This window comes from Lentzea sp. NBC_00516, from assembly GCF_036346835.1.
GTDB lineage: Bacteria > Actinomycetota > Actinomycetes > Mycobacteriales > Pseudonocardiaceae > Lentzea > Lentzea sokolovensis.
Genome location: NZ_CP107840.1, coordinates 988,883 through 1,012,539, shown reverse-complemented (window position 1 = coordinate 1,012,539; position 23,657 = coordinate 988,883). Strand labels below are relative to the sequence as shown.

Annotated in this window: 9 protein-coding genes (1 of these 9 cut by a window edge); 7 read left to right on the top strand and 2 right to left on the bottom strand. The window is 70.3% G+C overall.

Annotated elements, in window-relative coordinates; genetic code table 11:
* Positions 1-4 precede the first annotated feature (4 nt).
* Positions 5-1,582, bottom strand: coding sequence for an MFS transporter (locus OG205_RS04340; protein ID WP_330274934.1), 1,578 nt, complete (start codon positions 1,580-1,582; stop codon positions 5-7).
* A gap of 91 nt (positions 1,583-1,673) precedes the next feature.
* Positions 1,674-2,789 (bottom strand): molybdopterin-dependent oxidoreductase, encoded by a 1,116-nt coding sequence (locus OG205_RS04335; protein WP_330274933.1) that lies wholly within the window; start codon positions 2,787-2,789, stop codon positions 1,674-1,676.
* Between the two features lie 343 nt (positions 2,790-3,132).
* Here OG205_RS04335 and OG205_RS04330 point away from each other — a divergent pair, with 343 nt between their 5' ends.
* From OG205_RS04330 to OG205_RS04300, 7 genes are all read left to right on the top strand, one after another.
* Positions 3,133-3,894 (top strand): ESX secretion-associated protein EspG, encoded by a 762-nt coding sequence (locus tag OG205_RS04330; RefSeq protein ID WP_330274932.1) that lies wholly within the window; start codon positions 3,133-3,135, stop codon positions 3,892-3,894.
* Positions 3,895-4,310: 416 nt separating this feature from the next.
* Entirely contained in the window at positions 4,311-4,691 is a 381-nt protein-coding gene (locus OG205_RS04325) for a hypothetical protein (protein WP_319974588.1), read from the top strand.
* 43 nt (positions 4,692-4,734) lie between these two features.
* Entirely contained in the window at positions 4,735-6,384 is a 1,650-nt protein-coding gene (locus OG205_RS04320; RefSeq protein ID WP_330274931.1) for a PPE domain-containing protein, read from the top strand.
* Complete coding sequence (locus tag OG205_RS04315; protein WP_330274930.1) at positions 6,381-7,136, top strand: ESX secretion-associated protein EspG; 756 nt, start codon at positions 6,381-6,383, stop codon at positions 7,134-7,136. Before OG205_RS04320 ends, OG205_RS04315 begins: the two co-directional genes overlap by 4 nt.
* A gap of 41 nt (positions 7,137-7,177) precedes the next feature.
* On the top strand, positions 7,178-7,684 hold the full coding sequence (locus tag OG205_RS04310) for a YbaB/EbfC family nucleoid-associated protein (RefSeq protein ID WP_330274929.1): 507 nt from the start codon (positions 7,178-7,180) through the stop codon (positions 7,682-7,684).
* A 48-nt stretch (positions 7,685-7,732) separates the two neighbouring features.
* Positions 7,733-9,517, top strand: coding sequence for a hypothetical protein (locus tag OG205_RS04305; RefSeq protein ID WP_330274928.1), 1,785 nt, complete (start codon positions 7,733-7,735; stop codon positions 9,515-9,517).
* 188 nt (positions 9,518-9,705) lie between these two features.
* Positions 9,706-23,657 carry the 5' portion of a hypothetical protein gene (locus tag OG205_RS04300; protein WP_330274927.1) on the top strand. It continues 16,225 nt past the right edge of the window, so the window shows 13,952 of its 30,177 coding nt (coding positions 1-13,952); the start codon lies at positions 9,706-9,708; the stop codon falls past the right edge of the window.

The following is a 23,657-nucleotide window of genomic DNA, read 5'->3' as shown; positions in this document are numbered from 1 at the left end:
ACGTCTACTCCGGCTTGGTCGGTTCGGCGAACAGCAGGTGCCGCACGTGCGCCGGTCCCTTGGCCAGCGCGCGTGCGGTCTCCTGGTTCTGCTGGTCCACGACGGTGCCGCGTTCGACGTGCTGGCGCAGGTGTTCCTGCCACGTCGCCACGGTGAAGGTCTCCAGGAACGTCTCGGGCTTCTCGGTGTCCCGGAACAGTCCCCACATCGTGGCGCCCGTCCGGCGCCGGGCCCTGCCGACGCGCTGCATGGCGTCGATGAACGCGTCCTCGTTCTCCGGCGCCACCGGCCACTCCACCGTGACCAGCACCGGGCCCGCGTCGGTGTCGGTGATCTCCGGCGGTTCCTCCCAGTAGGTCGCCGGGCTGACGTCGAGCGGCCGGTCGTGCAGCGGCAACCACTTCGTCGCCACGGCGGCCAGCACGACCATCGCCACCGCGGGCACGATCATGGCGACCTTGAGGCTGTACGCGTCCGCGATCACGCCCCACACGACCGCGCCGAGCGCCTGGCCGCCCATGAGGATCAGCTGGTAGTAGGCCAACGCCCGCGCACGCGTCCACGCCGGCAGCAGCACCTGCGCGAGCGCGTTGAACGTCGACAGCGTGGCGATCCAGCAGGCGCCCGTCAGCAGCATCGCGACGATCACCACCGCGAAGCTCTGCGTCAGCACCGCCGTGCTGGTCGCCGCCGCGTAGACGAACGTCGCGAGCAGCACCATCCGGTTCTTGCTCATGCGCTGCAACAACTTCGGCACCACGAACGCGCCGCCGATCGCCCCCGCCCCCACGCTGCCGAGCAACACGCCGTACCCGCTCGCGTCGAGTCGCAACGGCCCGCGGGCGATCGCCGGCAACAGCGCCCACAACCCGCTGCCGAACACGATGAACAACGTCAACCGCGTGAGCACGCGCCGGAACAACGGCGAACTGGCCACGTACCGCGCACCCGTCCGCATGGCGGTGGTGATGTGCTCGGTCCCGAGCGGCCGGTGGTCCGACGGCCGCTTCCACCGCGAGAGCACGATCAACACGCCGAAGAAGCTCACCGTGTTGAACGCGAACGTCGCCTCCGACCCGGCCAGCGCGATCAGCAACCCGCCCAGCGCGGGCCCGATCGCACGCCCGACGTTCATGTTGACGCCGTTGAGCAGCGCGGCCTGCGGAATCTCCTCGCGCGACACCAGTTCCGGCTGAATGGCCTGGAACGACGGCATCGACAACGCCTGCCCGATCGCCATGAGCGCCAGCAACCCCAGGAGGCTGGCCGGAGTCGCCTTGTCCGTGCCCGCCAGCACCATCAACCCGCCCGCGCCCGCGAGCATCAACGCCTGCCCGGCGATCAGCACCTGCCGCCGGTCCAGGATGTCGCCGAGCGCTCCGGAGGGCACGACCAGCAGGAACACCGGCAGCGTCGTGGCGGTCTGGACGAGCGCGACCTGCAGGGCGCTGCCGCCCAGGTCGCCCATCAGCCACTGGGCACCGACCGTCTGCGCCCAGGTGCCGATGTTGGAGGCGAACTGGGCGAGCCACAGCGCACGGAACGCGCTGCGGCGCAGGGGCGCCCACGGGGAGACAGTCACTGACTGATCTTCACACCTGAGGGTGCGCCTTGCCGAGCACAGCTGGAGGCTTGCTTTTGGTCGACACTGAAGCTATTGAGAGAACGAAAGCTCAGGCCACCGTCACCGGATGCCGGACCACGGCCCCGAACAGGTAGCCCTGCGTGTTGTAGGGCGACTCGTCCGGCTGCCCGTCCACCCGCGCCCGCAGCACGTGCTCCCCCGGAGTCGCCTGCCACGGCACCTGCCACCGGGTCCACCCGCCGCGCGACACCGGCGTGGCCCGCCGCCACGACCGCCCGTCCGTCGACACCTCGACCTTCCGCACCCCGCCGGGCGACCAGGACCGCCCGGTCAGCACCTGACGCCCGGCCGGCACCACGGCGCCCCACCCGAGTTCGAAGGCGCTCTTGGCCACCTGCGAGGTCACCAAAGTCCCGTCCGCCGGATATGTGGGACCGAGCAGCCGGTAGTACTGCGTGTCCCACGGCGAGTGCAGCGCCGACGCCGACACCTCCAGCGATCCCAGCCACTTGATGCTCGCGATCCCGACCCATCCCGGCACCACCAGCCGCGCCGGGAACCCGTGGTCGGGCGGCAGCGGCTCGCCGTTCATCTCGTACGCCACCAGCACGTCGTCCAGGGCCTTCGGCACGGGCAGCGGGCGCCGCACCCGGCCCAGGTTCACGCCGCCGGTCACGTACTCCGCGTCCAGGCCGGCGGGCAGCACGTCGACGGCGGAGCGGCGCAGGCCGGCCAGCCGCAGGAGCAGGCCGAGCGACACGCCTCGCCACCGGGCGTTGCCGACGGCGCCGAGCTTCCACGGCGTGCCCGACACGGTCTGGCCCTGCTGCGTGGTGAAGAAGCTGCGGCCGTTGCCCGCGCACTCGATCACCGCCTCCACCGAGCACGACGGCAGCGCGCGCAGGTCTCGCAGGGACAGCGACAGCGGACGTGCCACTCCGGAGCCGTGGATCTCCAGCCGCCAGGACGTGGCGTCGAGCAGGGGTGTCGAGGTGTGGTTGCGGACGAAGAACTTCGGGACCGGCGTCAGCGAGCCGGTGCCGCGCAGGGCCTCCCACCGCGTCTCCGCGTTGGTGCCGTGCACGATGAAGTCCGCGTCGGGCAACGGTTTCACGATCGCGGGAGCCGCCACGGCCCTGGAGGGAAGCACCGAAGGCAGCACCGAGAGTCCTGCCGCGAGGAGCACGCCGCGCCGAGAGATCATGCGTCCGAAGCTAGCTACCCACCGCAAGAGTGCGTCTCACATCGCAGGACCACCCAGGCGGCGTGATTTGGGTCACAGCCAACCGGCCGAACGACGCCCGTGAGGACGTGTGAACGGGCCGCGGGCATCTGCCCAGGTCACGCATTGAGAGCGCTCCCGGAACCTGGGAAAACAAGTGTGCACACAGGTTCCAGCTGCCCGGAAGTGGCCCGTTTCGGGCCGCCGCGACTGATTGTGAACATTCGTCTCAACCGGGTACGTATTCGGCCGATGAGGAACGGTTGACGCATTTCTGCCCGATACTGCGCGCAAAGCAGGCAGAGCAGAAAGGTTCCGAGCACTCGTGATCACGCCCGAGTACTTGCTGTCGACCCGCGAGTTCGAGGTGCTGTGGCAGACGCTGCGGCTCGGCAGAATGCCGTACCCGCTCGACGTGCCCAGCGAAGGAGCGACCGAGCAGGACGTCAAAGCACTGCGGCACAGCACGATCGCCGGACTGCGGCGGCGCGGCATCGCCGACGACCCCCGGCTGGAGGACCTGTTGCGGGTGCTCGGCGACCACGAGGTGTCCGTGGACGCCGTCGCCGGGCTCGACCGGACCGTGCGGGCACTGGCCGCCACCGCCGGGACGGAGGCCGTGCTGGCCGTCATCGACGGCGACACCGTCGGCCTGTCGCAGATCAGGCCCACCTCTCTCGCACGCGAGATCGTCAGGGTGCTGCCCGACGGGGTGGCGGGGCCCGGCAGCGCGCTGTCCGTGCGGCTGGAGACGTTGCAGCAGGCCGTCGCGCTGCAGGAGGCCGAGCAGGAGGAGGAATCCGAGGACCCGTGGGGTGCGGCCGACGAGGAACTCGACGACCGCGAGGCGTTGCTGAAGGCCGGGCTGTCCGCGCAGGACGCACGGCAGATGGACGAGCTCGCGCAGAACCGGGTCGCGGGTGGCCAGTTCGGTGTCACGCACGGACGGCACCGCGCTGACGTGGTCATCAACTGGTTCGACACCCACCAGGGGCGCTACCTGATGGTGCGCTCCGACGGGTGGCTCAGCCTGTCGCCCACCGACAACGACCGCATCGCGACGCGGATCGACGCCGTACTGGCCTGAGAGCGGTGCGTTCCAGCGCACAAGAATGATCCAAATCGGGCATCGCGGGCGTACTCTCCGGAGTGCGCCCGCGCTCTTGTTCCGGTCGACTGATTCACCCGATCCGGTGATCGACGAACCAGGCTGTGACGGACCTCAAGAAAGCCCTAAATTCCAGAGAATCCCCTATGTGATTCGCGTCACAGTCGGCCCAGGTCAAGGGCCGTTCCAGGGATGTGAACAGAGATCGAGAGCCCGAACGGGCAGCACCCGGAGAGCGCTCCCACAACCAGGGCAAACGATCACCCCGTTACACGACGTTCACCGGTTCGTGGCCCGATTCGGTCAGCGACAACGCATTGTGAACGGGGATCTCAATTGGTAACTCGCGCGCGGCAAAGTGAGCGATACACCTAAAGACACCCGATACTGCCCGCATGTACATCGTCGGTGACAAAGACGCTGTCCCACTCGGCGACACCGTCAGCACGGGTCAGGTGCAGATCGACCCGGAGGCGGGCGAGGAACTCCGCAAGCAGTTCCAGGCCCAGATCGACCAGGTCGACTCGTGGATCGAGCGCGCCAACTCGAGCATCGCCCGCCCGGCGCCGCTTGGTGCGAACCCCGTCGGCGACAAGATGCGCGACAAGTTCACGCATCGCGCCGAGGGTGAGCAGTACTCGTTCGTCAGCGTCATGACCGCGTATCGCACGGTTCTGGAGCAGACGAAGAACTCCATCGTCGAAGCGATCGGGAACTTCACGAAGCTCGACGAGGAACAGCAGGCCGAACTGAAGAAGCACATGGGTAACAGCTGATCTTGTGGCCAGCTGATCCAACGGAGTGAGAGGCGAGCCGGTCATGCCCCCCGAGACCGACCCGAGCGAGGTCGAGAACGTCCCGGTCCTCACGGACCCGCAGAACTGGGCGTCCCGATCGCACCAAGAGCTGTATGCCGCGGTGCACAACAACAACGACCCCGGTCAAGCCGGCCAGATCAGCTCCGACTGGAGCAAGTACGGCAACGAGCTGACCGAGGCGTCCAAGACCATCAACTCGGTCATCACCGCGTCGGAGTCGAAGTGGACGGGTGGAGCCGCCGAGGCCGCCCGTGCCGCGATGAAGAAGCTCGGGGACTGGGTCGACGAGACCGCGCGCACGGCCGTCGACGTCGGCACCAAGGTCGCCGACCAGGGCCGGGTCATGGAGAACGCCAGGGCGCAGATGCCCCAGCCGGTCCAGTTCGACTGGAACAAGGCCGCTGCCGCGCTCTCCCAGCCGGGCACGCCCGCCTTCGTGCTGGCCTCCGCCGACATCGCGGTCGCCAACGCCGCGTCGCGCGCGGCGCACGACCAGGCGGTCACCGTGATGACCGACATGGAGAACAACTCCCGCCAGATCGACTCGACGACGCCCGCCTTCAAGCCGCCGTTCAACCCGAACACCGGCAAGGTCGAGGAGCCGGTGATGGCGGTCCCGCGCTCCGGTGCGGCCGCGTTCACCGGCGGTGCGGACGGCCTCATGTCCACCCAGGCGGCGAGTGCCGGTGCGGCGACGGCCGCCCCTCCGACTCCGACCGGCCAGCAGTCGGGTTCCGGCGCGGGTGCCGGAGCCGGCGGCGGCGCGGGTGCCGGCAGTGGCGTGAACCAGCCCGCCGCGGCCGCGTACAACCCGAGCGCGCCCGGCTACACCGGAGCAGGCGCCGGCGGCGGCGCGGGTGGTGGCGCCGGTGGCGGCAGCAGCTACACGCCGCAGATGGGCAACACGAACACCAACACCGCTGCGGCCTACACGCCGACCGCGCCTGGTTACAGCCCCAGCAACACGGGCAGCACGTACACCAGCGGCAGTGGTGGTGGCGGCGGTGGCGGTGGCAGCTACACGCCGACCGCGCCCGGCTACACGCCTCAGATGGGCACCGGCGGCAAGACGAACACCGGCCAGAACCAGAACGTCCCGAAGACCCCGGTCGTCGGCAAGGACCTGGCGAACCCGAACTACACCCCGCAGAACCCCAAGGGTCCCGCGGCCTACAACCCCTCGGCGCCCGGTTACACCGGTCCCGGTGGTGCGGGCGGCGGTGCCGGTGGTGGCGGCGGCGGTGCCGGTGGTGGCGCCGGTGGCGGTGGCGGCATGAAGGGCGGCCCGATGCCGTACTCCCCCCAGATGGGTGCCGGAGGCGGCGGCGGGTTCGGCGGCGGCGCGAGCGGTGCCGCGGGCGCGGGCGGCTCGATGCAGTCCGGTGGCGCGTCCGGTGTCCAGGGCCAGGCCGCTCGTGGCGGCATGCCGATGGGCATGGGCCCCGGTGGCGCTTCCGCGGCGGGTGCCGGTATGGGTGGCGCGCCGATGGGCGGCGCTCCCGGTGGTGGCAAGGGCGAGGACGACAAGGAACACCGGTCCGCCAGCTACATCATGGGCGGCGACCTGTTCGAGCTCCCCGGTGAGAACCTGCCCCCGTCGGTGATCGGTGCCGCGAAGGTCAAGAAGCAGAAGGGGACCGAGTCGCAGTGATCACGCCCGAGTTCCTGCTGTCGCCGCGCGAGTTCGACGTGTTGTGGCACGCCCTGCGGCTCGGCAGAGTGCCGTACCCGCTGGACGTGCCGAACGAGGGCGAGACCGAGCAGGAACGCCGCGTGCTCGTCACGAAGACGATGGACGAGCTGCGGTCACGCGGGCTCGTGGACAACCAGCGTCTCGAGGAATTCCTGCGGCTGCTCGACGACCACGAGGTGTCCGTGGACGCCGTCGCCGGTCTCGACCGCACCGTGCGCGCGCTGGCCGTTTCCAACGGCCGGCGCGCCGCGCTGGCGATCATCGACGGCGACCGGGTCGGGCTGCTGGAGATCCGCGAGACCGGGATCGCCCGCGAGATCGTCAAGGTGCTGCCCGACGCCGTGCCCGGACCGGGCACGGCGGTGAACGTCCGGGTCCAGTCCCTTCAGGACGCGGTCGCGTTGCAGGAGGCCCAGGAGGTGGACCCCTCCGACGACCTGTTCGGCGACGGCGGGGTGGACGACCAGGAGGCGCTGCAGCAGGTCGGTCTGTCCGCACAGGACGCGAAGCAGTTCGACGAACTCGCGTCGAACCGCGTCGCGGGCGGCCAGTTCGGCGTCACCCACGGCCGCCAGCGGTCGGGTGTCGTGATCAACTGGTTCGACACCCACCAGGGCCGTTATCTGATGGTCAACTCGGACGGCTGGATGAGCGTCTCGCCGACCGACAACGACCGCATCGCCACCCGAATCGACGCTGTGCTCGCGTGAACTAGCGCGTCTCAGTTGAACCGCCGCCGCCGGAGGACCGTGTGAATCCCGCGAACCCCTATCAGTGGGTCGAAGAGTACGAGGCCAAGCTGGCCGACCTGAAGCAGAAGTCGGAGGACCTCTCGGAGAACGTCGCGGCGGCCTCCGCCACCGTGACGTCGAAGGACGGCGCGGTGACCGTGACGGTGGGCCCCAACGGCGGCCTGCAGAACCTGCAGCTGGGACACCGCGCGGTCGAGCTGGGCGGCCCCCGGCTCACCGCGCTGATCCTGGAGACCGCGCGGAAGGCCCAGAAGCAGGCCGCGACGCAGGTCCTCGAGCTCTTCAAGCCGCTCGGCGAGGGCACCGAGGCCTACCAGATGGTCTCGGACTCGATCCCGGACGACGAGGTCGAAGAGGACACCGACCCGTACGACGAGGTCGACGAGGAACCGGAACCTGCTCCGGCTCCTCCGGCGAGCAGGCCCGCGGCGACCCCGCAGCCGGCGCCCGTCCGCGGCCGGCGCCGTGCGGACGACGACGATGACGACGACGACAACCCCTGGTAAGGAACAGCGATGACCGCGCCTGAAACTCCACTCCCGTCTCCTCCCGGGATGAAGATCACCGAGGAGAACAAGCTCAAGGGCTCGCTGTTCATCGAGGCCTACGGCAGCCTGATCGACGGCATCAGCAAGGACGCGGAGTCCGAGACCGAGAAGGCTCTCGACATCACGTTCAACGCCATCGGCGCGGCCTCGGCCACGGTGATGTTCGCGATCGACCCGCTCGGCAGCATCATCGGTGCCGGTGTCGGCTGGCTGATCGAGCACGTGTCGTTCCTGCGTGACGCCCTGAACCAGCTGATGGGCAACCCGGAGGAGATCCAGGCCAACGTCGAGGCCAACAAGGCGCGCGCGGCCGAGCTGCGGGTGCTGGCGGAGGACCACAAGAACGGGCTCGCGACGTTCGACGGCTGGACCGGTCAGTCGTCCGAGCGCTTCAAGACGTCGATGGACGGCATGAGCCAGGAGCTCGACGACCTGGCGAACGCCGTCGAGTCCAAGGCCAAGATCGTCGCGATCATGGGCATGCTCGTCACCGTTCTGCGTGACATCGTCCGCGACCTGATCGCCCAGCTGATCGGTTCGCTGATCGCCGGCGCGCTCATCGCCGCCGCCATGATGATCCCGACGTTCGGCACCTCGATCGCGGTCTTCGGTGGTTTCGCGGTCGGCAAGGCGGTCGCGCTGGGCGTGAACATCGCGTCCCGCGTCGCCCGTGTCGTCGCCGCCCTCGGCCGTCAGATGAAGCGCATCGGCGACCTCGACGACATCATGAAGAAGGTCAGCAAGGGCTGGGAGCGGTTCGAGAACTCCGCTGACGTCGCCGAGATCACCTACGAGGGCTACAAGGCCCAGGACGGCGTCAACAAGAAGATCGACGAGGCGGTCGCGGGCAACCAGGGCGGCGGCGGTGGCGGCAACACCCCGCCCGGCGCCTCCGGTGGCAAGACTGCCGCGGACACGACCGGTACCGCGAGCGCGGCGACGCTGGCGGACACCCGCGTCGGCATGGTCCAGCAGGACGGGACCGCGCAGGCCACCCTCGCCAACGCCCGCATCGGCACCGTGCAGCAGGACGGGTACGCGCAGGCGACGCTCCAGAACGCTCCCCTCAGGGCGACGGCAGCGACCGAGCCCATGCAGGCTCTCAGGCGGACGACGGCAGCTGAGCCAATGCAGGCCCTCAGGCGGACGGAAGCGGCCGAGCCCATGCAGGCCGTCAAGCGACTGGCCACCGAGCCGTTGCAGCCGATGCAGGCTGTCCGTGCGATGGACGCGGCCGAGCCCCTTCAAGCCCGTACCGCGGCGGTGCACGCCACCGAGCCACTGCAGGCCCGTGCGATGCACGTGACCGAGCCGATGCAGCCGTTGCAGCCGATGCAGCGGGCCGAGGCGGTTCAGGCACCGATGGCGTTCTCCCGCGTGGAGGCGGCCGAGGCTCCCGTCGCGTTCTCCCGTGCGTCGGCGCAGGACTCCACGATGGTGTCGGGCGTCAGCATGACCTCGGGGGCGCCGATGCACGAGGCCGTCCAGCCGATGCAGGCGCGTGAGATGTACTCGAGCCCTGAAACCCCGTCGGAGCCGTTGCAGGCCCAGTCGGGTTACGAGCCGCTCGCGCGCACGCAGATGTCGCACGCGTACGACGCCCTCGAGCCGTCGCAGGCGCGTGAGGTCTACGGGCGGGTCGACGCACAGCCCGTTTACGAGAGCGTCAACCCGCTCATGGCGAGTGAGCCGCTGCAGCCGACCGTCGGCTACGAAGCGGCCGGCGGTGCCGCGGCCCAGCCGCTGCAGCCGACCATCGCGCACGAGCGGTCCGTCCGGCCGACAGAGTAAGTCCAGCCAACAGCCGGGATCCCCGCGATCCCGCCTTGTTCTGACGCAGCACTGGAGAATCGCCGCTCATGGCCAAGGGGAACGTCAATCCCAACCCAGCGCCGAACCCGGGAGCCAACCCTCCCGCCTCGGCACCGCCCACCAGCGGAACGGGCGGAGGCGGTCCCACCGGCAACACCGGTTTCTCCATGAACGACTCCTCGATGCAGGGGTTGCAGAACAAGGCGGGTGACCTGGGGTCCCGGCTGACGGGCATCTCGTCCGGCCTGCGGGGCCTGAACTTCAGCGGCAACGCGCTCGGGCCCATCGGCCTGTTCGCGGTGCCGGCGCTCAACGCGTCCAACGACAACGCCGTCTCACAGGCCGACCGGGGTGCCAAGGCGTTCACCGAGGTTCAGACGAACCTGAAGGCGACGCAGCAGACCGCGGTGCAGGTCGACCAGACCAACCAGACCAACATCAAGTCGATCGACTCGACCACCGACGCGAAGAACGTGCCCGGCGCCGGCACCGGCACGGCGGGCAACAAGACTCCGGCCGGCTCCACCGTCACCGGCCCGCAGGCGATCAACGGCGGCACCGGCGCGACGGGCGGCGGCGCCAAGGGACCCGGCGGTCCCAACGTCACCGGCCCGCAGGCGATCAAGGGCGGCGCCGGCGCGACGCCCGGCGGCGGCAAGGGACCCACGGGTGGTGCCGCGGCCGGTCCGGCCCCGAACATCAAGGGTGGCACCGGCGCGACTCCTGGCGGCGGTGCCAAGGCTCCCGCTGCCTTCAGCCCGACGGCGCCCGGCTACACCCCGCCCGGTGGTGGCGGCGCCAAGGGCGGCGGGTCCGGCGTGAACCCCGCCGGTGGTGCCGCGGCAGGCGCTGCCCCGAACATCAAGGGCGGCGCGGGCGCGACGCCCGGCGGCGGTGCCAAGGCTCCCGCTGCCTTCACCCCCACCGCACCCGGCTACACCCCGCCCGGCGGCGGCGCCAAGGGCGGCACGTCCGGCGGCGGGAAGGCCACCGGTGGTGCCGCGGCAGGCGCTGCCCCGAACATCAAGGGCGGTGCCGGCGCGACTCCTGGCGGCGGCGCCAAGGCTCCCGCTGCCTTCACCCCCACCGCACCCGGCTACACCCCGCCCGGCGGCACCAACACGTCCGGTGGCAAGGGCGGCGCTGCCGGCGGCGTCAAGAGCCCCGCTGCCTTCACGCCGACCGCGCCCGGCTACACCCCACCCGGCGGTGCCACGGCCGCCGGAGGCAAGGGCACGGGCACGACGCCAGGCGGCGGCGCCAAGGGTCCTGCGGCCTACACACCGACGGCGCCCGGTTCGACGGCACCCGGAGGCGGAGGCAAGGGCGGGGGCGCGACTCCCGGTGGCGGTGCGACGCCTGGTGGCGGCGCCAAGGGCCCCGCGGCCTTCACGCCGACGGCACCCGGTTACAACGGCCCCAACACGCCCGGCGGCGCGGCCGGCACCAAGCCCTCCACGTCCGCTCCCGGCCCGCAGGGCGCCGTGACGTCGCCTTCGCGCGGCGGTGCGACGCCTTCCGCGGCACCCCCCATGGCCCCGCCGATGGGCGGCGCGAACCCCGGTGGTGCCGCCGGCGGTGAGCGCGGTGGCAGCAAGTTCACCCCCGCCGGCGGCGGTGCGAAGGGCGTGTTCGACGCGCCCAAGCCCGGCTCGCCCGACGGCACCATCACCAAGGCCCCGCCGTCTTCCTCGCCCTCGACTCCGCCCCCGGCCCCGAAGCCGGGCGTCGGCGGCACCCCGTCGCCCACGAGTGGCGCGACTCCCGGTTCCCCGGCTTCCGGCGGCGCCAAGGGCCCCGCTCCCTTCACGCCGACGGCGCCCGGCTACAACGGCCCCGGCAGCCCCGGCAGCAGCCCCGGTGGCGCGACGCCGCCCGCCGGTGGCGCGACTCCCGGTTCCTCGGCTCCTGGCTCCTCGTCGCCCGGCGGCGGTGCCAAGGCCCCCGCTGCCTTCACGCCGACGGCGCCCGGTTACAACGGCCCCGGCAACCCCGGCGGCCCGGCGGCGCCCGGTTCGCAGAGCGCCGTCGCCACACCGCCGCAGAGCGCCGGCCCTCGTGCCGGCGGAGCCCCCGGCGTGACGCCTTCCGCCGCGGCCGCTCCTCCCATGGCGCCGCCGATGGCGCCTGGCGGCGGCGCGAACCCCGGTGCGACCGGTGGCGAACGCGGCGGCAGCAAGTTCACCCCCGCCGGCGGCGGCGCGAAGGGCGTGTTCGACGCGCCCAAGCCGCCTTCGCCCGACAGCACCATCACCAAGGCCCCGCCGCAGACGTCGCCCTCCACGCCGCCTCCGGCCCCGAAGCCGACGCCGCTGTCCCCGCCGCCCGCGGCCACCGCGCCTTCGACGACCTCGCCGAACACGGCACCGCCGGCACAGAACCGCCCTGGCACGCCACCGGTCTCTTCGCCGGCACCCGCGCCGAACACGAACGTCGCGCCGCCCGCGCAGAACCGGCCCGGCACGCCGCCGGTGTCGACGCCGCCTCCCGCGGCGAACGTGCCGCCGCCCGCCGCCCAGTCGCGGCCGGCTCCGGTGGCTCCGCCGGTGTCGCCCGCGCCGAACACGAACGTGTCGTCGCCCGCACCGAACACCAACACGCCGTCGCCGAGCACCAACGCGCCGTCGCCCGCACCGAACACCAACGTGCCGTCGCCGCGTCAGGACACGACGCCGCCGCGCGCCGACGCACCGCCGGTGCAGACGCGTCCGGCACCGCCCGCGAACGTGCCGCCGGTCAACACGCCGTCGCCCACGCCGAACGTCAACGCGCCCGCACCCAACACGGCGACCAACACGCCACCGGCCAACGCGCCCGCGCCCAACCCGGCGACCAACGCGCCTTCGACCAACGTCCCGCCGGCGAACACGCCGTCTCCCCGTCCGGAGACGACGCCGTCCGCGCAGCCGCCGCGTGCCGACGCACCGCCGGTGCAGACGCGCCCGGCACCGCCCGCGAACGTGCCCCCGGTCAACACACCGTCGCCCACGCCGAACGTCAACACCCCGCCGGTCAACACCCCGTCGCCCACGCCGCCGGTCAACACCCCGTCGCCCACGCCGCCGGTCAACACCCCGCCCGTCAACACTCCGCCGGCGAACACTCCCGCGCCGTCGCCGCGGCCCGAGACCACCGTTCCCCCGGCGAACACCTCGCCGAACCCGAACCCCGCCCCCAGGCCCGAGACCAGCGTCCCGCCGGTCAACACGCCGAACCCCGCTCCGAACACCACCGTTCCCCCGGCCGCCACGCCGTCTCCGAGGCCCGAGACGAACGTCCCGCCGACGAACACGCCTTCGCCCACCCCGGCGACGAACGCGCCGCCCGCGAACACTCCGTCGCCCAGCCCCGCGACGAACGTGCCGCCCGCGAACACGCCGTCACCGAGGCCGGACACCGCCGTTCCCGCGGCGAACACGCCGAAGCCCGAGACCAACGCTCCCCCTGCCGGGCCGAAGCCCACCCCGGACACGGCCGTGCCGCCGCCCGCGCAGACGCGTCCGGCGCCGCAGGTCGACGCGCCGGTCAACGGCCCCAACACCGACGCGCCGCCCGTCCAGACGCGGCCGTCGCCCCCGCCGCCCACCGGCGCGGCGCCGAACCCGAACACCACGGCGAACCCGAACACGACGGCCAACCCCACTCCCGACCTGGTCGTGCTGCCGCCCGCGGCCGCCGGATCGAATCCCAACCCCAACGCGGAGACGGGCCGTGCGTCCGACTCCGACTCGTCCAGCGGTGCCCAGCAGGAGGCCACGACCTCCACTACCGCTCCGACGGTGAAGGACCTGCTGGCGGACGTCGACAATGTCATCGTCGCGGTGGACAACGCGGCGGGGCTCGGCCACCAGGCCGCCGCGACGACGCTGGTGAAGGCGCTGCGCGACGGCGGCTACAAGGACAAGATCACCTTCGTCACCGATCCGGAGTCCGTGGCGAAGATGGACCTCCTGATCACGCCGGACCTGCAGCCGGTCGAGGTCACCAGCTCGCCGAACCATCCCGCCGACAGCAACACGTTGCTGATGTCGGCAGGCGACGACTCACTCAACGCGCATGACACGAACACCGCCACCAACTACCTCAACAAGAACAACGTCAACGAAGCTGTCATCCTCAAGCCTTACGCCTGGGACAGCAGCAAGCGGCTTCTCATCAAGCGCGACGCCCCCGGCAGCGAGGTCAAGATCATCGATCTGGACCCGCACATCAGCCCGGACGCCAGGTACGTCTACGACGTGCCGAAGATCACCGATCCGCAGGCACTGGCCAACCTCATCGACCAGGAGATGGCCGCCAACCCCGCGAAGGCGGACGGCATCAAGAAGGTCGCCGACGCGGTGCTGGGCGACAAGGCCGACCTGATGCCGGTCTACGGCCTCGTGGCTGTCGACCCCATCAGCCGTCCCGGCGTGTCCAACCACCTCGCGATGGCTCTGCACTCGCTGAACCAGAAGCCCGCGATCATGATGGAGATCACCCCCTCGTCGGTCTGGTTCGTGCCGCAGCTCGAGGCGGACGGGATCCAGCGCGCGGACATCACCTCACCCGACCTGCAGCAGAAGATCGACAACCTGAAGCAGGGCGACGTCCTGGTGGTGAACACCGGGTCCATGCCCCAGGCGGTGTTCCAGCAGGTCTTCCAGCTCGGCACCCTGCCCGCGATCAACGAGGGCGCGAACTCCACGAACCTCGCGCACCTCGTCGAACGGCCGAACATCTCCGTTCTCACCAGCAAGACCCCTTATCCGAACGTCCCCGGTGCCGACGCCGCCACCACGAACCTGAACAACGCGAGCAACGGCTTGCGAGCGGACACCGCATGGACTGCAGCCATCGACGCGGCCTTGCAAGCGGACGCCGACCCCAAGAACCCGTCGGCTGCAAAGCAGGCGTTCAAGGTGACCACCGCCATCGAGACCTTCTCGGCGCTCCGGGACTACGTGGCGTCGCCGGACCGCGACCCCGCAGAGCCAGCCAGCTCTGTCTCCCAGATCGCCTCCATGCTCTCGCCCGCGCTCCACGGCAGGGGCGCGGAGGTCACGAACATCCTTTCCGGAATCCCCGAAGCCTCGGCCAACGAGATCAGCAGCGTCATCGACGGCAACCAGCCGTCGCCGAAGTTCCTCGACGACTCCAAATACGCGGTCGACCTCACCAAGGATCAACTGGACCAGATCATCGATCTGCTCGAGTCGCGGAAGCCGGACCTCCAGCAACAGTTGGCCGACAACTTCCCGAGCAACAATCCGGTCGATCCCGCCAATCCGGATTCGGCTCAAAACGACGTTGCCCAGCTCGCTGACCTGCTGAAGAACCTCTCGCAGAAGGACAGTCCCGAGAGCAAGTACTTCTCCCAGGTGTTCGAGGACGCTCGCGCACCGCAGAACAACCAGGTTCTCCAGGCGCTGACCCTGCGGCTGGACCCGCCGTCCCCACCGCCGCCTGCCCCGGCAGAGCAGACGCCGGACGCCGAGGTGCCGAGTCCGCAGACGCCGGTGGAATCGACGCCCCCGGCCCAGCAGGCCCCTGCTTCGGTGGCGCCTCCCGCCGTCACGACCCCCAACGCCAACGTCGAGACCAACGCCGGCAGCGACGTCGAGAGCGATGCCGAGTCTGACGGACCCGACATGAGCGGCGGCCTCTTCGGGTTCGACAGCGACGTCGAGACCAACACCGGCGCCAACGCCGAGAGCGACGTCGAGAGCGACGTCGAGTCCGATGCCGAGTCTGACGGACCCGACATGAGCGGCGGCCTCTTCGGGTTCGACAGCGACGTCGAGACCAACACCGGCGCCAACGCCGAGAGCGACGTCGAGAGCGACGTCGAGTCCGATGCCGAATCCGACGGACCCGACATGAGCGGCGGCCTCTTCGGATTCGACAGCGACGTCGAGACCAACACCGGCGCCAACGCCGAGTCCGACAGCGACAGCGAGTCCGACAACGACGTTTACGTGGATGCCGAGTCCAACCCCGGCACCAGCAGCGACGTCGAATCCGACAACGACGCCTTCTTCGACGCCGAGTCCAACCCCGGCACCGACCCGGGGGACGGCACCCGTAGCGCGCCCCCGGCGCCCGGCAACACCGACGTCAGGCCGAACACCGACACGAACAAGGCCGCGGACGCCGACGCGCCGTCCCAGAACACCCAGCAGACCACCGGCAACGGCCCGGCGCCAACCAGGGACGCACCGGCCACCCCGCCGCCCGCGCCGGCACCGCCCGCTCCCCCGGCACCGCCCGCTCCGGCCTCGAACCTGAGCCCCGACGGCACCCGCAAGGACGTGCCGAAGGTCGGTGCGCCGCCGGCGATGACGCCGCCGACCCCGGAGTCGCACAAGGGCAAGGAAGTCCTCACCGACCAGTCGTGGCGCCACGACCCGGCGAAGACCGCGGAGTGGTCCAACCCGAACAACCCGGCCGACCGCAGCACGTGGGCGGACCGCCGCAACGACACCGACGTGCGGACTGTCAACCAGACCGTGCACGACGTCCGCACGGACAGCACGCCGTCGAACATCAAGTCCTACCAGGGACTCATCAACTACGACCTGCGGCGCATCGAGACCAGCCCCGGCAACTTCGTGCAGGAGTACACCGTCAAGGTGCACATCGACCCTGCCGCGAACATGACCCCGGAGGCCATCGCGCAGGTCAAGGAGAACGCCACCAACGGCGTCAACTCCATGCTGAACCAGGGCCACCGGCTGCCCAGCGGTGACCAGTTCCACCTGAACCTCGAGTTCACCGACAACAAGGCCGACGCGCACACCAGCATCAAGGTCGACCCGAACAACCCCAACCCGGACCAGACGCACTGGGGCGCCGACACCAGCCCCGAGGTCCTGGCGCACGAAACCCTGCACTACCTGGGCATCCCGGACGAGTACAAGGACTCGAGCCGCGTCTTCCAGCAGCACGACACGAACTCGGGCGTGCACCAGAACGACGGCGGCATGATGGGCGCCGACATCCACCTGGACGACCCCGGCATCCGGCCGCGTCACCTGTGGCTGATCGAGAACAGCGCCAACAGCCAGGTCGCGGTGCCCGACACCACGATCAACCCGGCCGGCCCCGCGACCGTGCCGCCGCCCGCGGACTGGACTCCCAAGCCCGCCACGGACAGCACGCCCGCACCGTCCACTCCGAACACCGACACCACCGACTCCGGCCCCGACGTCGACACCGACGTGCGGACGCGTCCGATGCCCTCGGACACGCCGAACCTGCCCGGCAGCTGGGACGTCGACTCCGATGTGGACGCCGACGTCCGGCCCAACAGCCAGACGCACCTGCCGAACCTGGACAAGGTCGGTCTGGTCGAGTCGGTGCTGCGCAGCGCCGCGTTCCAGAACACGCCGGTCCCGAACGCGTCACCGGTGGTCGGCACCAGCGACGTCAAGTCCACTGTGGACAACGTCATCAACGACGTTCAGCAGAACCCGCAGAACCACAACCACCCCGGCCTGAACCCGCCCGCCCTGTCGAACTGGGTCGCGAGCCAGGTCGACCCGGCCACGCTGGCGAAGTTCCACCCCGACCTGGAACCGAACGTGCCCGGCCTCACCGGTGACGCCAAGGTGGACCAGTGGCGGGCGAACCTCGCGAACGACCTCGCGAACGGAACGCCGAAGCGCTGGGACGTCGTCAACGCCGGCCTGAACACCGACGGCATGAAGCCCGGCGACGTCGACATGGTCAACCACGTCACGCAGGAGGTGAAGCAGAACGGCGCGCTGCCGTCGTCGCCCGACCTCGTCACCCACGCCCTGCAGACGCCGTCCTGGGCCGACTCCCACGTCGGCTCGCACCTGCCTGACACGATCGCGCAGTCGTTGGGCGTGCAGCTCGTCGTCGACAACAACGGCGTGCAGACCGTCCACGGCCCCGCGGGCGCGCCGCAGGTGCAGGTCTCCTCGCAGAACGGCACGTTCGGCGCTCTCGGCGGCCCGACGCCGCAGGAGGTCCGCGCCGGCATGGAGGCCTGGCTCGGCGGCAAGTCCTCCGCCGAGGTCAACCAGACCGTCGGCGACCTGTACAAGGGGCGCCAGGACAAGGGCCTCTACGACGCGGCGCAGAAGACCCAGCTGATCAAGCGCGCGGCCGCGCATCCCGGCGGTCCGCAGGTCTTCACGAACGACCTGATGCAGCGGTCGGCGGACCTGCAGAACCGGATCGACGACGCGAAGTCCAAGGGCTCCTGGAAGCCCGAGGCGATGCAGAACCCGCAGGAGCAAGCGCAGACGGCCGCGATCAAGGAGCAGGTCGCGACCCTCACCGATCTGCTGGACAACACCAACAGCCAGATCGACACCCTCAACGCCGAGGGCCCGAACGTGGGCATGACCCACATCATCGACACCCAGGTCGCGGGCCCCAACGCGGACGGGCTCGCGAGCATCAAGCCGACCGTGCTCACCCAGCTCGACGCCCACCTGACCCAGCAGATCGCGGCGGCGGAGAACGCCGGGTTCGACGCCCAGAGCCTCAAGGACCTGCAGCAGCGGGTGCAGAACGAGGCGGACGTCCGCAAGGTGCTCTCCCACGCCTCGACGCGCGGCCTGGACGGGTTGAGCACCCAGCTGGAGAACGCCAAGGAGGCGTTGCAGAACTACCGCGACGGCAAGTCGGCGAACACCGGCATCAAGGGCTTCCTGACCAGCATGTTCGGCGGCGAGGTCGACACCTCGGTCGACTTCGACCAGAAGATCGCCGACGCCGAGGCACTGGTACAGCAGACGGAGCACAACCTGTCGTTCGTCGGCAACCCCGACTACGACAACCGCTTCGCCAAGGCCGCGGACACGTACGCGAACATCCAGGCCACGCAGGCCAAGATCGCGCAGATGAACGCGGACATCGAAGCGCGCGCGGAACGCCTGCGCGACCTCGATGCCAGGACCCGGGAGTTCAACAACCGCCAGTTCGAGCTGGAGCTGGAGCAGCGCCGCCAGGAGATGGCGAACGAGGCCGCCCTCAACGGTCCCGACTCCGATGTGCAGTCGGACGTCGACGCGCAGTCGGACGTGCGGTCGGACATCGACGCGCAGTCGGACGTGCGGTCGGACATCGACGCGCAGTCCGATCTCGACGCTCAGTCGGACCTCGACGCCCAGTCCGATCTCGACGTGCAGCCGGACAACCGCGGGCTCGACCCGCGGCAGGAGTTCGCGGCGTTCAGGGCCTCGCTCTTCGGCAAGACCCCCGCCGAGCTCGCCGACCTCGCCGTGCAGCACCGCAACGACCCGTTCCACGTGCAAGAGATCAACCAGATGTCCCGCAACCTGGAGATCGCGCAGAAGCCCGGTGGCATCCAGCAGCACCTGAGCGACCTCCAGACCGAGATCAACGACAACCACCGCAAGGCGACCGACCTGAAGCACGTCACCGACGCGCTTCCGGACATGTTCAAGTCCGAGCTCATGCGCACGGACCAGGCCGAGCGCCAGGCCCAGCAGCAGACGCTCAAGCAGCAGCAGTCGCAGCTCTCCAACGAGCTGATGACGCTGCAGTACGACCGCAAGGACGCGCTCACGACGTACGCGCTGAACCTGCCGCCGGACGACCTGAACGCTCCCGGCTGGCAGTCGGTGACCCCGCAGGACGTCGAGGTCCTCCAGGACCACGTCACCGACCTGATCCGCGACGCACGCGTGGGCGGTCAGCCGACCCCTGAGCTGGACCAGCTCTACGGCCAGCTCCAGGACCTCCAACTCCTCGACTCGGCAGTGCCCTACCGGCCGGAGACGCCGCCGGTCCAGGTGGACGACGCCTCGTCCGTCCACTCGGACAACGACGCGCCGGCCCAGCCGGCCGGCGACGTCCGGGACCGCGCGGCCGACCAGAACCAGCAGGCCCAGCCCGCACCGGCGCCCGCGCCCCGTGCCGAACCGGGCCCGTTCATGCAGGACCCGTCCGCGCGGCCCGCGAACCCGGACGTGGACCTCGTCGTCCCCGGCGGTTTCGGTCCCGTCCAGGAGGGCACGACGCGGCGCTCGTTCGAGGCATCTCTGTACGGCCTCGACACCCCGGCGCTGCGTGAGATGCAGCAGAACCCGGCGTACAGCAACAACCCGGACCGTGCGGCCGCGATCCAGAACGCGATCGACATCTCCCGCCACGCCGGTCCCCCGCACATCTACGACCAGCGAACGCAGATCGCCGAGCAGGGCCTCGCCAAGGCCAAGGCCGACAGCACCCGGTGGAACGCCGCCGACATGGTGCCGGACGCTCTCAAGACCCAGTCGATGCTGGACGACCAGGCGGCCCGCCGCGAGCGGGCCGGCCGCGACGTCCAGTGGCAGCAGAACCGGGTCGACCAGTTCACGAACAACCGCGACGCGGCGCTCACCACGTACGCGCTGCAGCAGCCCGCCGACCCGAACTCGTACGGCTGGCGCCAGTTCAGCGACGCCGACATCGCGGCCGTGCAGACCCACCTCGACCAGCAGATCCAGGACGCGCAGGCGGGCGGCCACAACACCGGCCACCTCGAGGCCCTCCGCGACTTCACCAACGAGGTCCAGGAAGCGCGCGCGAACGCCGACGCCGACACGCGTCCCGCACCGCCCGCGCCCGACACGGACACGCGGTCGGCCCCCGACGCGGACACGAACGCCAACGTCGAAACCCGTCCCGCGCCGCCGAAGCCGACGCCGAACCCGGTCATCCCGATGACCACCATGGCTCCGCAGCCGGTCGGCCAGGTCCCGGGCACGAACCTGCCGAGCTTCTTCCAGGACAACAAGGCACTGGGTTCGATCGCACCGACCGAGGTGCGCGGAGCGGACGCCGTCGTGGCCGAGATCCAGGGCCTCAAGGCGGACGACCAGGCGCGCATCAAGAACGCGATCGAGAACGACTTCGAGACGTTCCTCGACGGTGGCCGCAACTTCCAGGTGAAGATCGGCAACGCCTGGTTCGAGGCGAACATCCGCGCCGAGATGCACGCGGACGCCGCCACGAACGTCGCGGCCGACGCCGACACCAAGGTCGACAAGAACTACCAGGCCGCCACGTCGACCACCACGACGAACACCATCTCCACGTCCAACGACGTCGGCGCTTCGGCCACGGCCGGCGTCGCGATGGGCCCGTACGGCACGGCGGGCGGCAAGGCCGCGCTCGCGACGCCCGCGGTGTCGCAGTCGAACACGAACAGCACCACCGAGCAGCGCGCGATCAAGGGGTCGGACGACGGCTCCAAGAAGGTCACCGTCCCGGTCTCCTACGAGATCACGCTGAACGACGCGTCCGGCAACCCCAAGCAGTTCGCGACCCTGAGCACCGGCCCGGACGTCACGCTGCAGATCCCCGCGGACCTCAGCAAGATCACCGACTCCGGCAAGACCTCGGACGTGAAGAAGCCGGACGACGCCGCGTGGGGCACGAAGCTCGAGAACGCGGTCCCGGAAGCCGTGGTGGTCAAGGACTCCGGCAAGGCGTTCACCGACGTCGCGGCCGGCCTGCACCCGTCGATCACGAAGATCGGCTCGCCCGGTCGTGAGGCGCTGCAGAACTTCCTGAGCCCCACCTCGATCCGCAACAACCTGCCTTCGATGCTCGGCGGCTTCGTCACGTCCCCTGACCTGATGAGCCCGCACGCCAGCAAGGCCGGCGCGGTGCAGATGACCGCGACGCTGAAGGAAGCGAAGCTGGTCGGCACGCACGACACGGCGGCATTGGACCTGAAGGACACCTCGTCCTGGGGCAGCAGTGTGTCCGCGTCCACCAAGACCGGGTTCGACGCCACCGTCGGCGGCGGCGCCAACATCGGCGTGCCCGGCCAGGTCGGCGGCACCGTCGGCGCGACCGCGACGTACTCCGCGCGCACCGCGGAGGGCGTGAACGCGGGGTCGAGCAGCAGCCACAAGACCGGCATCGGCGTGAAGAACGAGACCGGCATGTACGAGGTCACGGCCGAGGTCGAGGTCCGCACGCCGTCCGGCGAAAGCGTGAAGATGGAGGTCACCACGCACATGCGCATGGGCCTCCACGAGGCCGGTGCGGTGGGCCTGCCCACTCCGGACGGCACCAGGAACTCGATCACCGACCCGGCCACCGCCGACACGAAGTTCCTGCCGCCGTTCGTCGCCGACACGATCGCCGCCGGCAACGCGAAGGTCGGCGAGTTCACGCCGGCCAACAAGGTGCAGGGCCAGGTCGAGGGCGCGCTGAAGGACATCCCCGGCATGGCCAAGTTCCTGCCGAAGTGGAACAACCCTGACGCGAACCCGCGCAGCAGCAAGGGTCAGGGCTTCGCCGACGTCGCCGAGCAGCTCGCGAACCAGCGCAAGATCGCGGCGACGCTGTCCCCGGCCGCGTTGAAGGCCAACATGGACAGCCTGCTCGGGCCGGGCGTCTCCGTGCAGCTGAAGAACTCCGGCAAGACCACCAACACCTACGTCAACGTCACGGTCAAGGCGAAGGTCAGCAACCCGAAGCACCTCGGCCAGGCCGACGCGCGCCCGGTCAGCGACTCGACCACGACCGGTCCGAAGCTCGACGCCAACACCAGCACCACCAAGGGCTGGACCGGCGGCGTCCAGGGCAGGGCCAACATCCCGGTGAAGACCGGCGTCGCCTCGCTCACCCCGATGCCGCAGGCCGGTGTGTCCTACAGCCACTCGTGGACGGACAAGACCGCGGCGGGACCGGCGGTCAGCGCCACGTCGTCGAACCCCGGCAGCCCGGACGCCCAGGTGTTCCAACAGGACGTCGAGTTCGAGGTCGAGATCACGACCTTCACCCGGCCCCGCACGTGGGTGCGCAACGTCGTGCCAGGAGCACCCGGACAGCAGGCGCCCGAGGTGACGACGGTCGCCAAGACCGGCGCCGGCCTCGACAAGATCGACGGCAAGGTCAACCTGTGGGTGTCGGACGGCTCGACGCTCAAGAACGACCCTGGCGACGGCTTCAAGCCCGGCGAGCCGAAGCCGACGCAGCTCGAGAACTCCCCGACCGTCAAGGACCTGCTCAACCCGAAGGACGCGCGGCCGAAGTCGCCGGAGTTCCTCAACGTCGAGGCGGTCGCGAACACGACCGCGTTGCGCGACCAGGCGATCGACGCGCTCAACCGCGCGGCCAACGGCGACTCGTCGCTCACCACGCCGGGCACCGCGTCCCGTGCCCAGATCGACAAGATGTTCGCCCCGGAGAACATCAAGGCGAACCTGCAGCGGCTCATCGAGACCGGTGTGCAGGAGCAGGGCCTGAAGTACGACCGGCGCGTCACCGACCGTTCCGGCGCCATCGGCATGTCCGTGAAGCTGGGCGAGGCGAAGCTGGTGTCCATTTCGGACACCACCGGCTCCGACAACTCGGTCAGCGGCGGTTACAAGGCCGGTTCGTCGTCCTCGACCAGCCGGTCCGTCGACCTCACCGCGGGCATCAACATCCCGGTGCGGCCGAACGTCACTCCGCCGCCCGCGGGCACTCCGTCGAACCCCAGCGGGTCCGGCGGTGCCGCGGTCACGGGCAAGATCACGCCGTGGTCGGACAGCAAGACCACGTCGAACGAGATCGGCGGCAACGTCGACCGCGGCCGGACCACCCCCGGTGACGCGCGGACCGTGCTGGTCCAGGTCGACGCCGAGTTCACCATCGTCGGCGAAAGCCGCGCGGGGAACTTCCTGCACGGAGGCACACCGCACGCCGAGGGCGTCAAGGTGGACATGCCGAAGTCGGTGTTCGTGCGGGTGTCCGAGGACGTCGCGCGCGAGATGGGCGTGCTGCCCAAGGTCGAGTCGAGCGTGCCCAAGCCGGACTTCCCGAAGATGGCTCCGCCCTCGACGGTGGCGACCAACGAGCCCGGCGCGCTCGGTCTGTCCAACGTGGAGTCGGTGCCGAACCTCTCCGGCGTGGTCAACAACCTCACCGCCGAGCTGTCCGCGAAGACCAAGAAGTTCGGCAGCGACTCGCTGATCCCGGACTCGGTCCTCAAGGACTCGATGAGCAACCTGCAGCGCATCGTCGACCTCAACTCGCCGGCCAGCGTCAAGGCGATGATCGACAGCGCGCTGGACGGCGGCGTTCCGCTGCTGGTGCACCAGCCCGGCACGTTCGGCAAGGACTCGTACCAGGTCACGTTGCGCGCCAAAGCGGGCACGCC

What these genes read in the sequence shown, in the direction of transcription:
- OG205_RS04335 (WP_330274933.1), bottom strand. Translation starts at nt 2,789, where the DNA reads ATGATCTCTCGGCGCGGCGTGCTCCTCGCGGCAGGACTCTCGGTGCTG.
- OG205_RS04325 (WP_319974588.1), top strand. Translation starts at nt 4,311, where the DNA reads ATGTACATCGTCGGTGACAAAGACGCTGTCCCACTCGGCGACACCGTC.
- OG205_RS04320 (WP_330274931.1), top strand. Translation starts at nt 4,735, where the DNA reads ATGCCCCCCGAGACCGACCCGAGCGAGGTCGAGAACGTCCCGGTCCTC.
- OG205_RS04305 (WP_330274928.1), top strand. Translation starts at nt 7,733, where the DNA reads ATGAAGATCACCGAGGAGAACAAGCTCAAGGGCTCGCTGTTCATCGAG.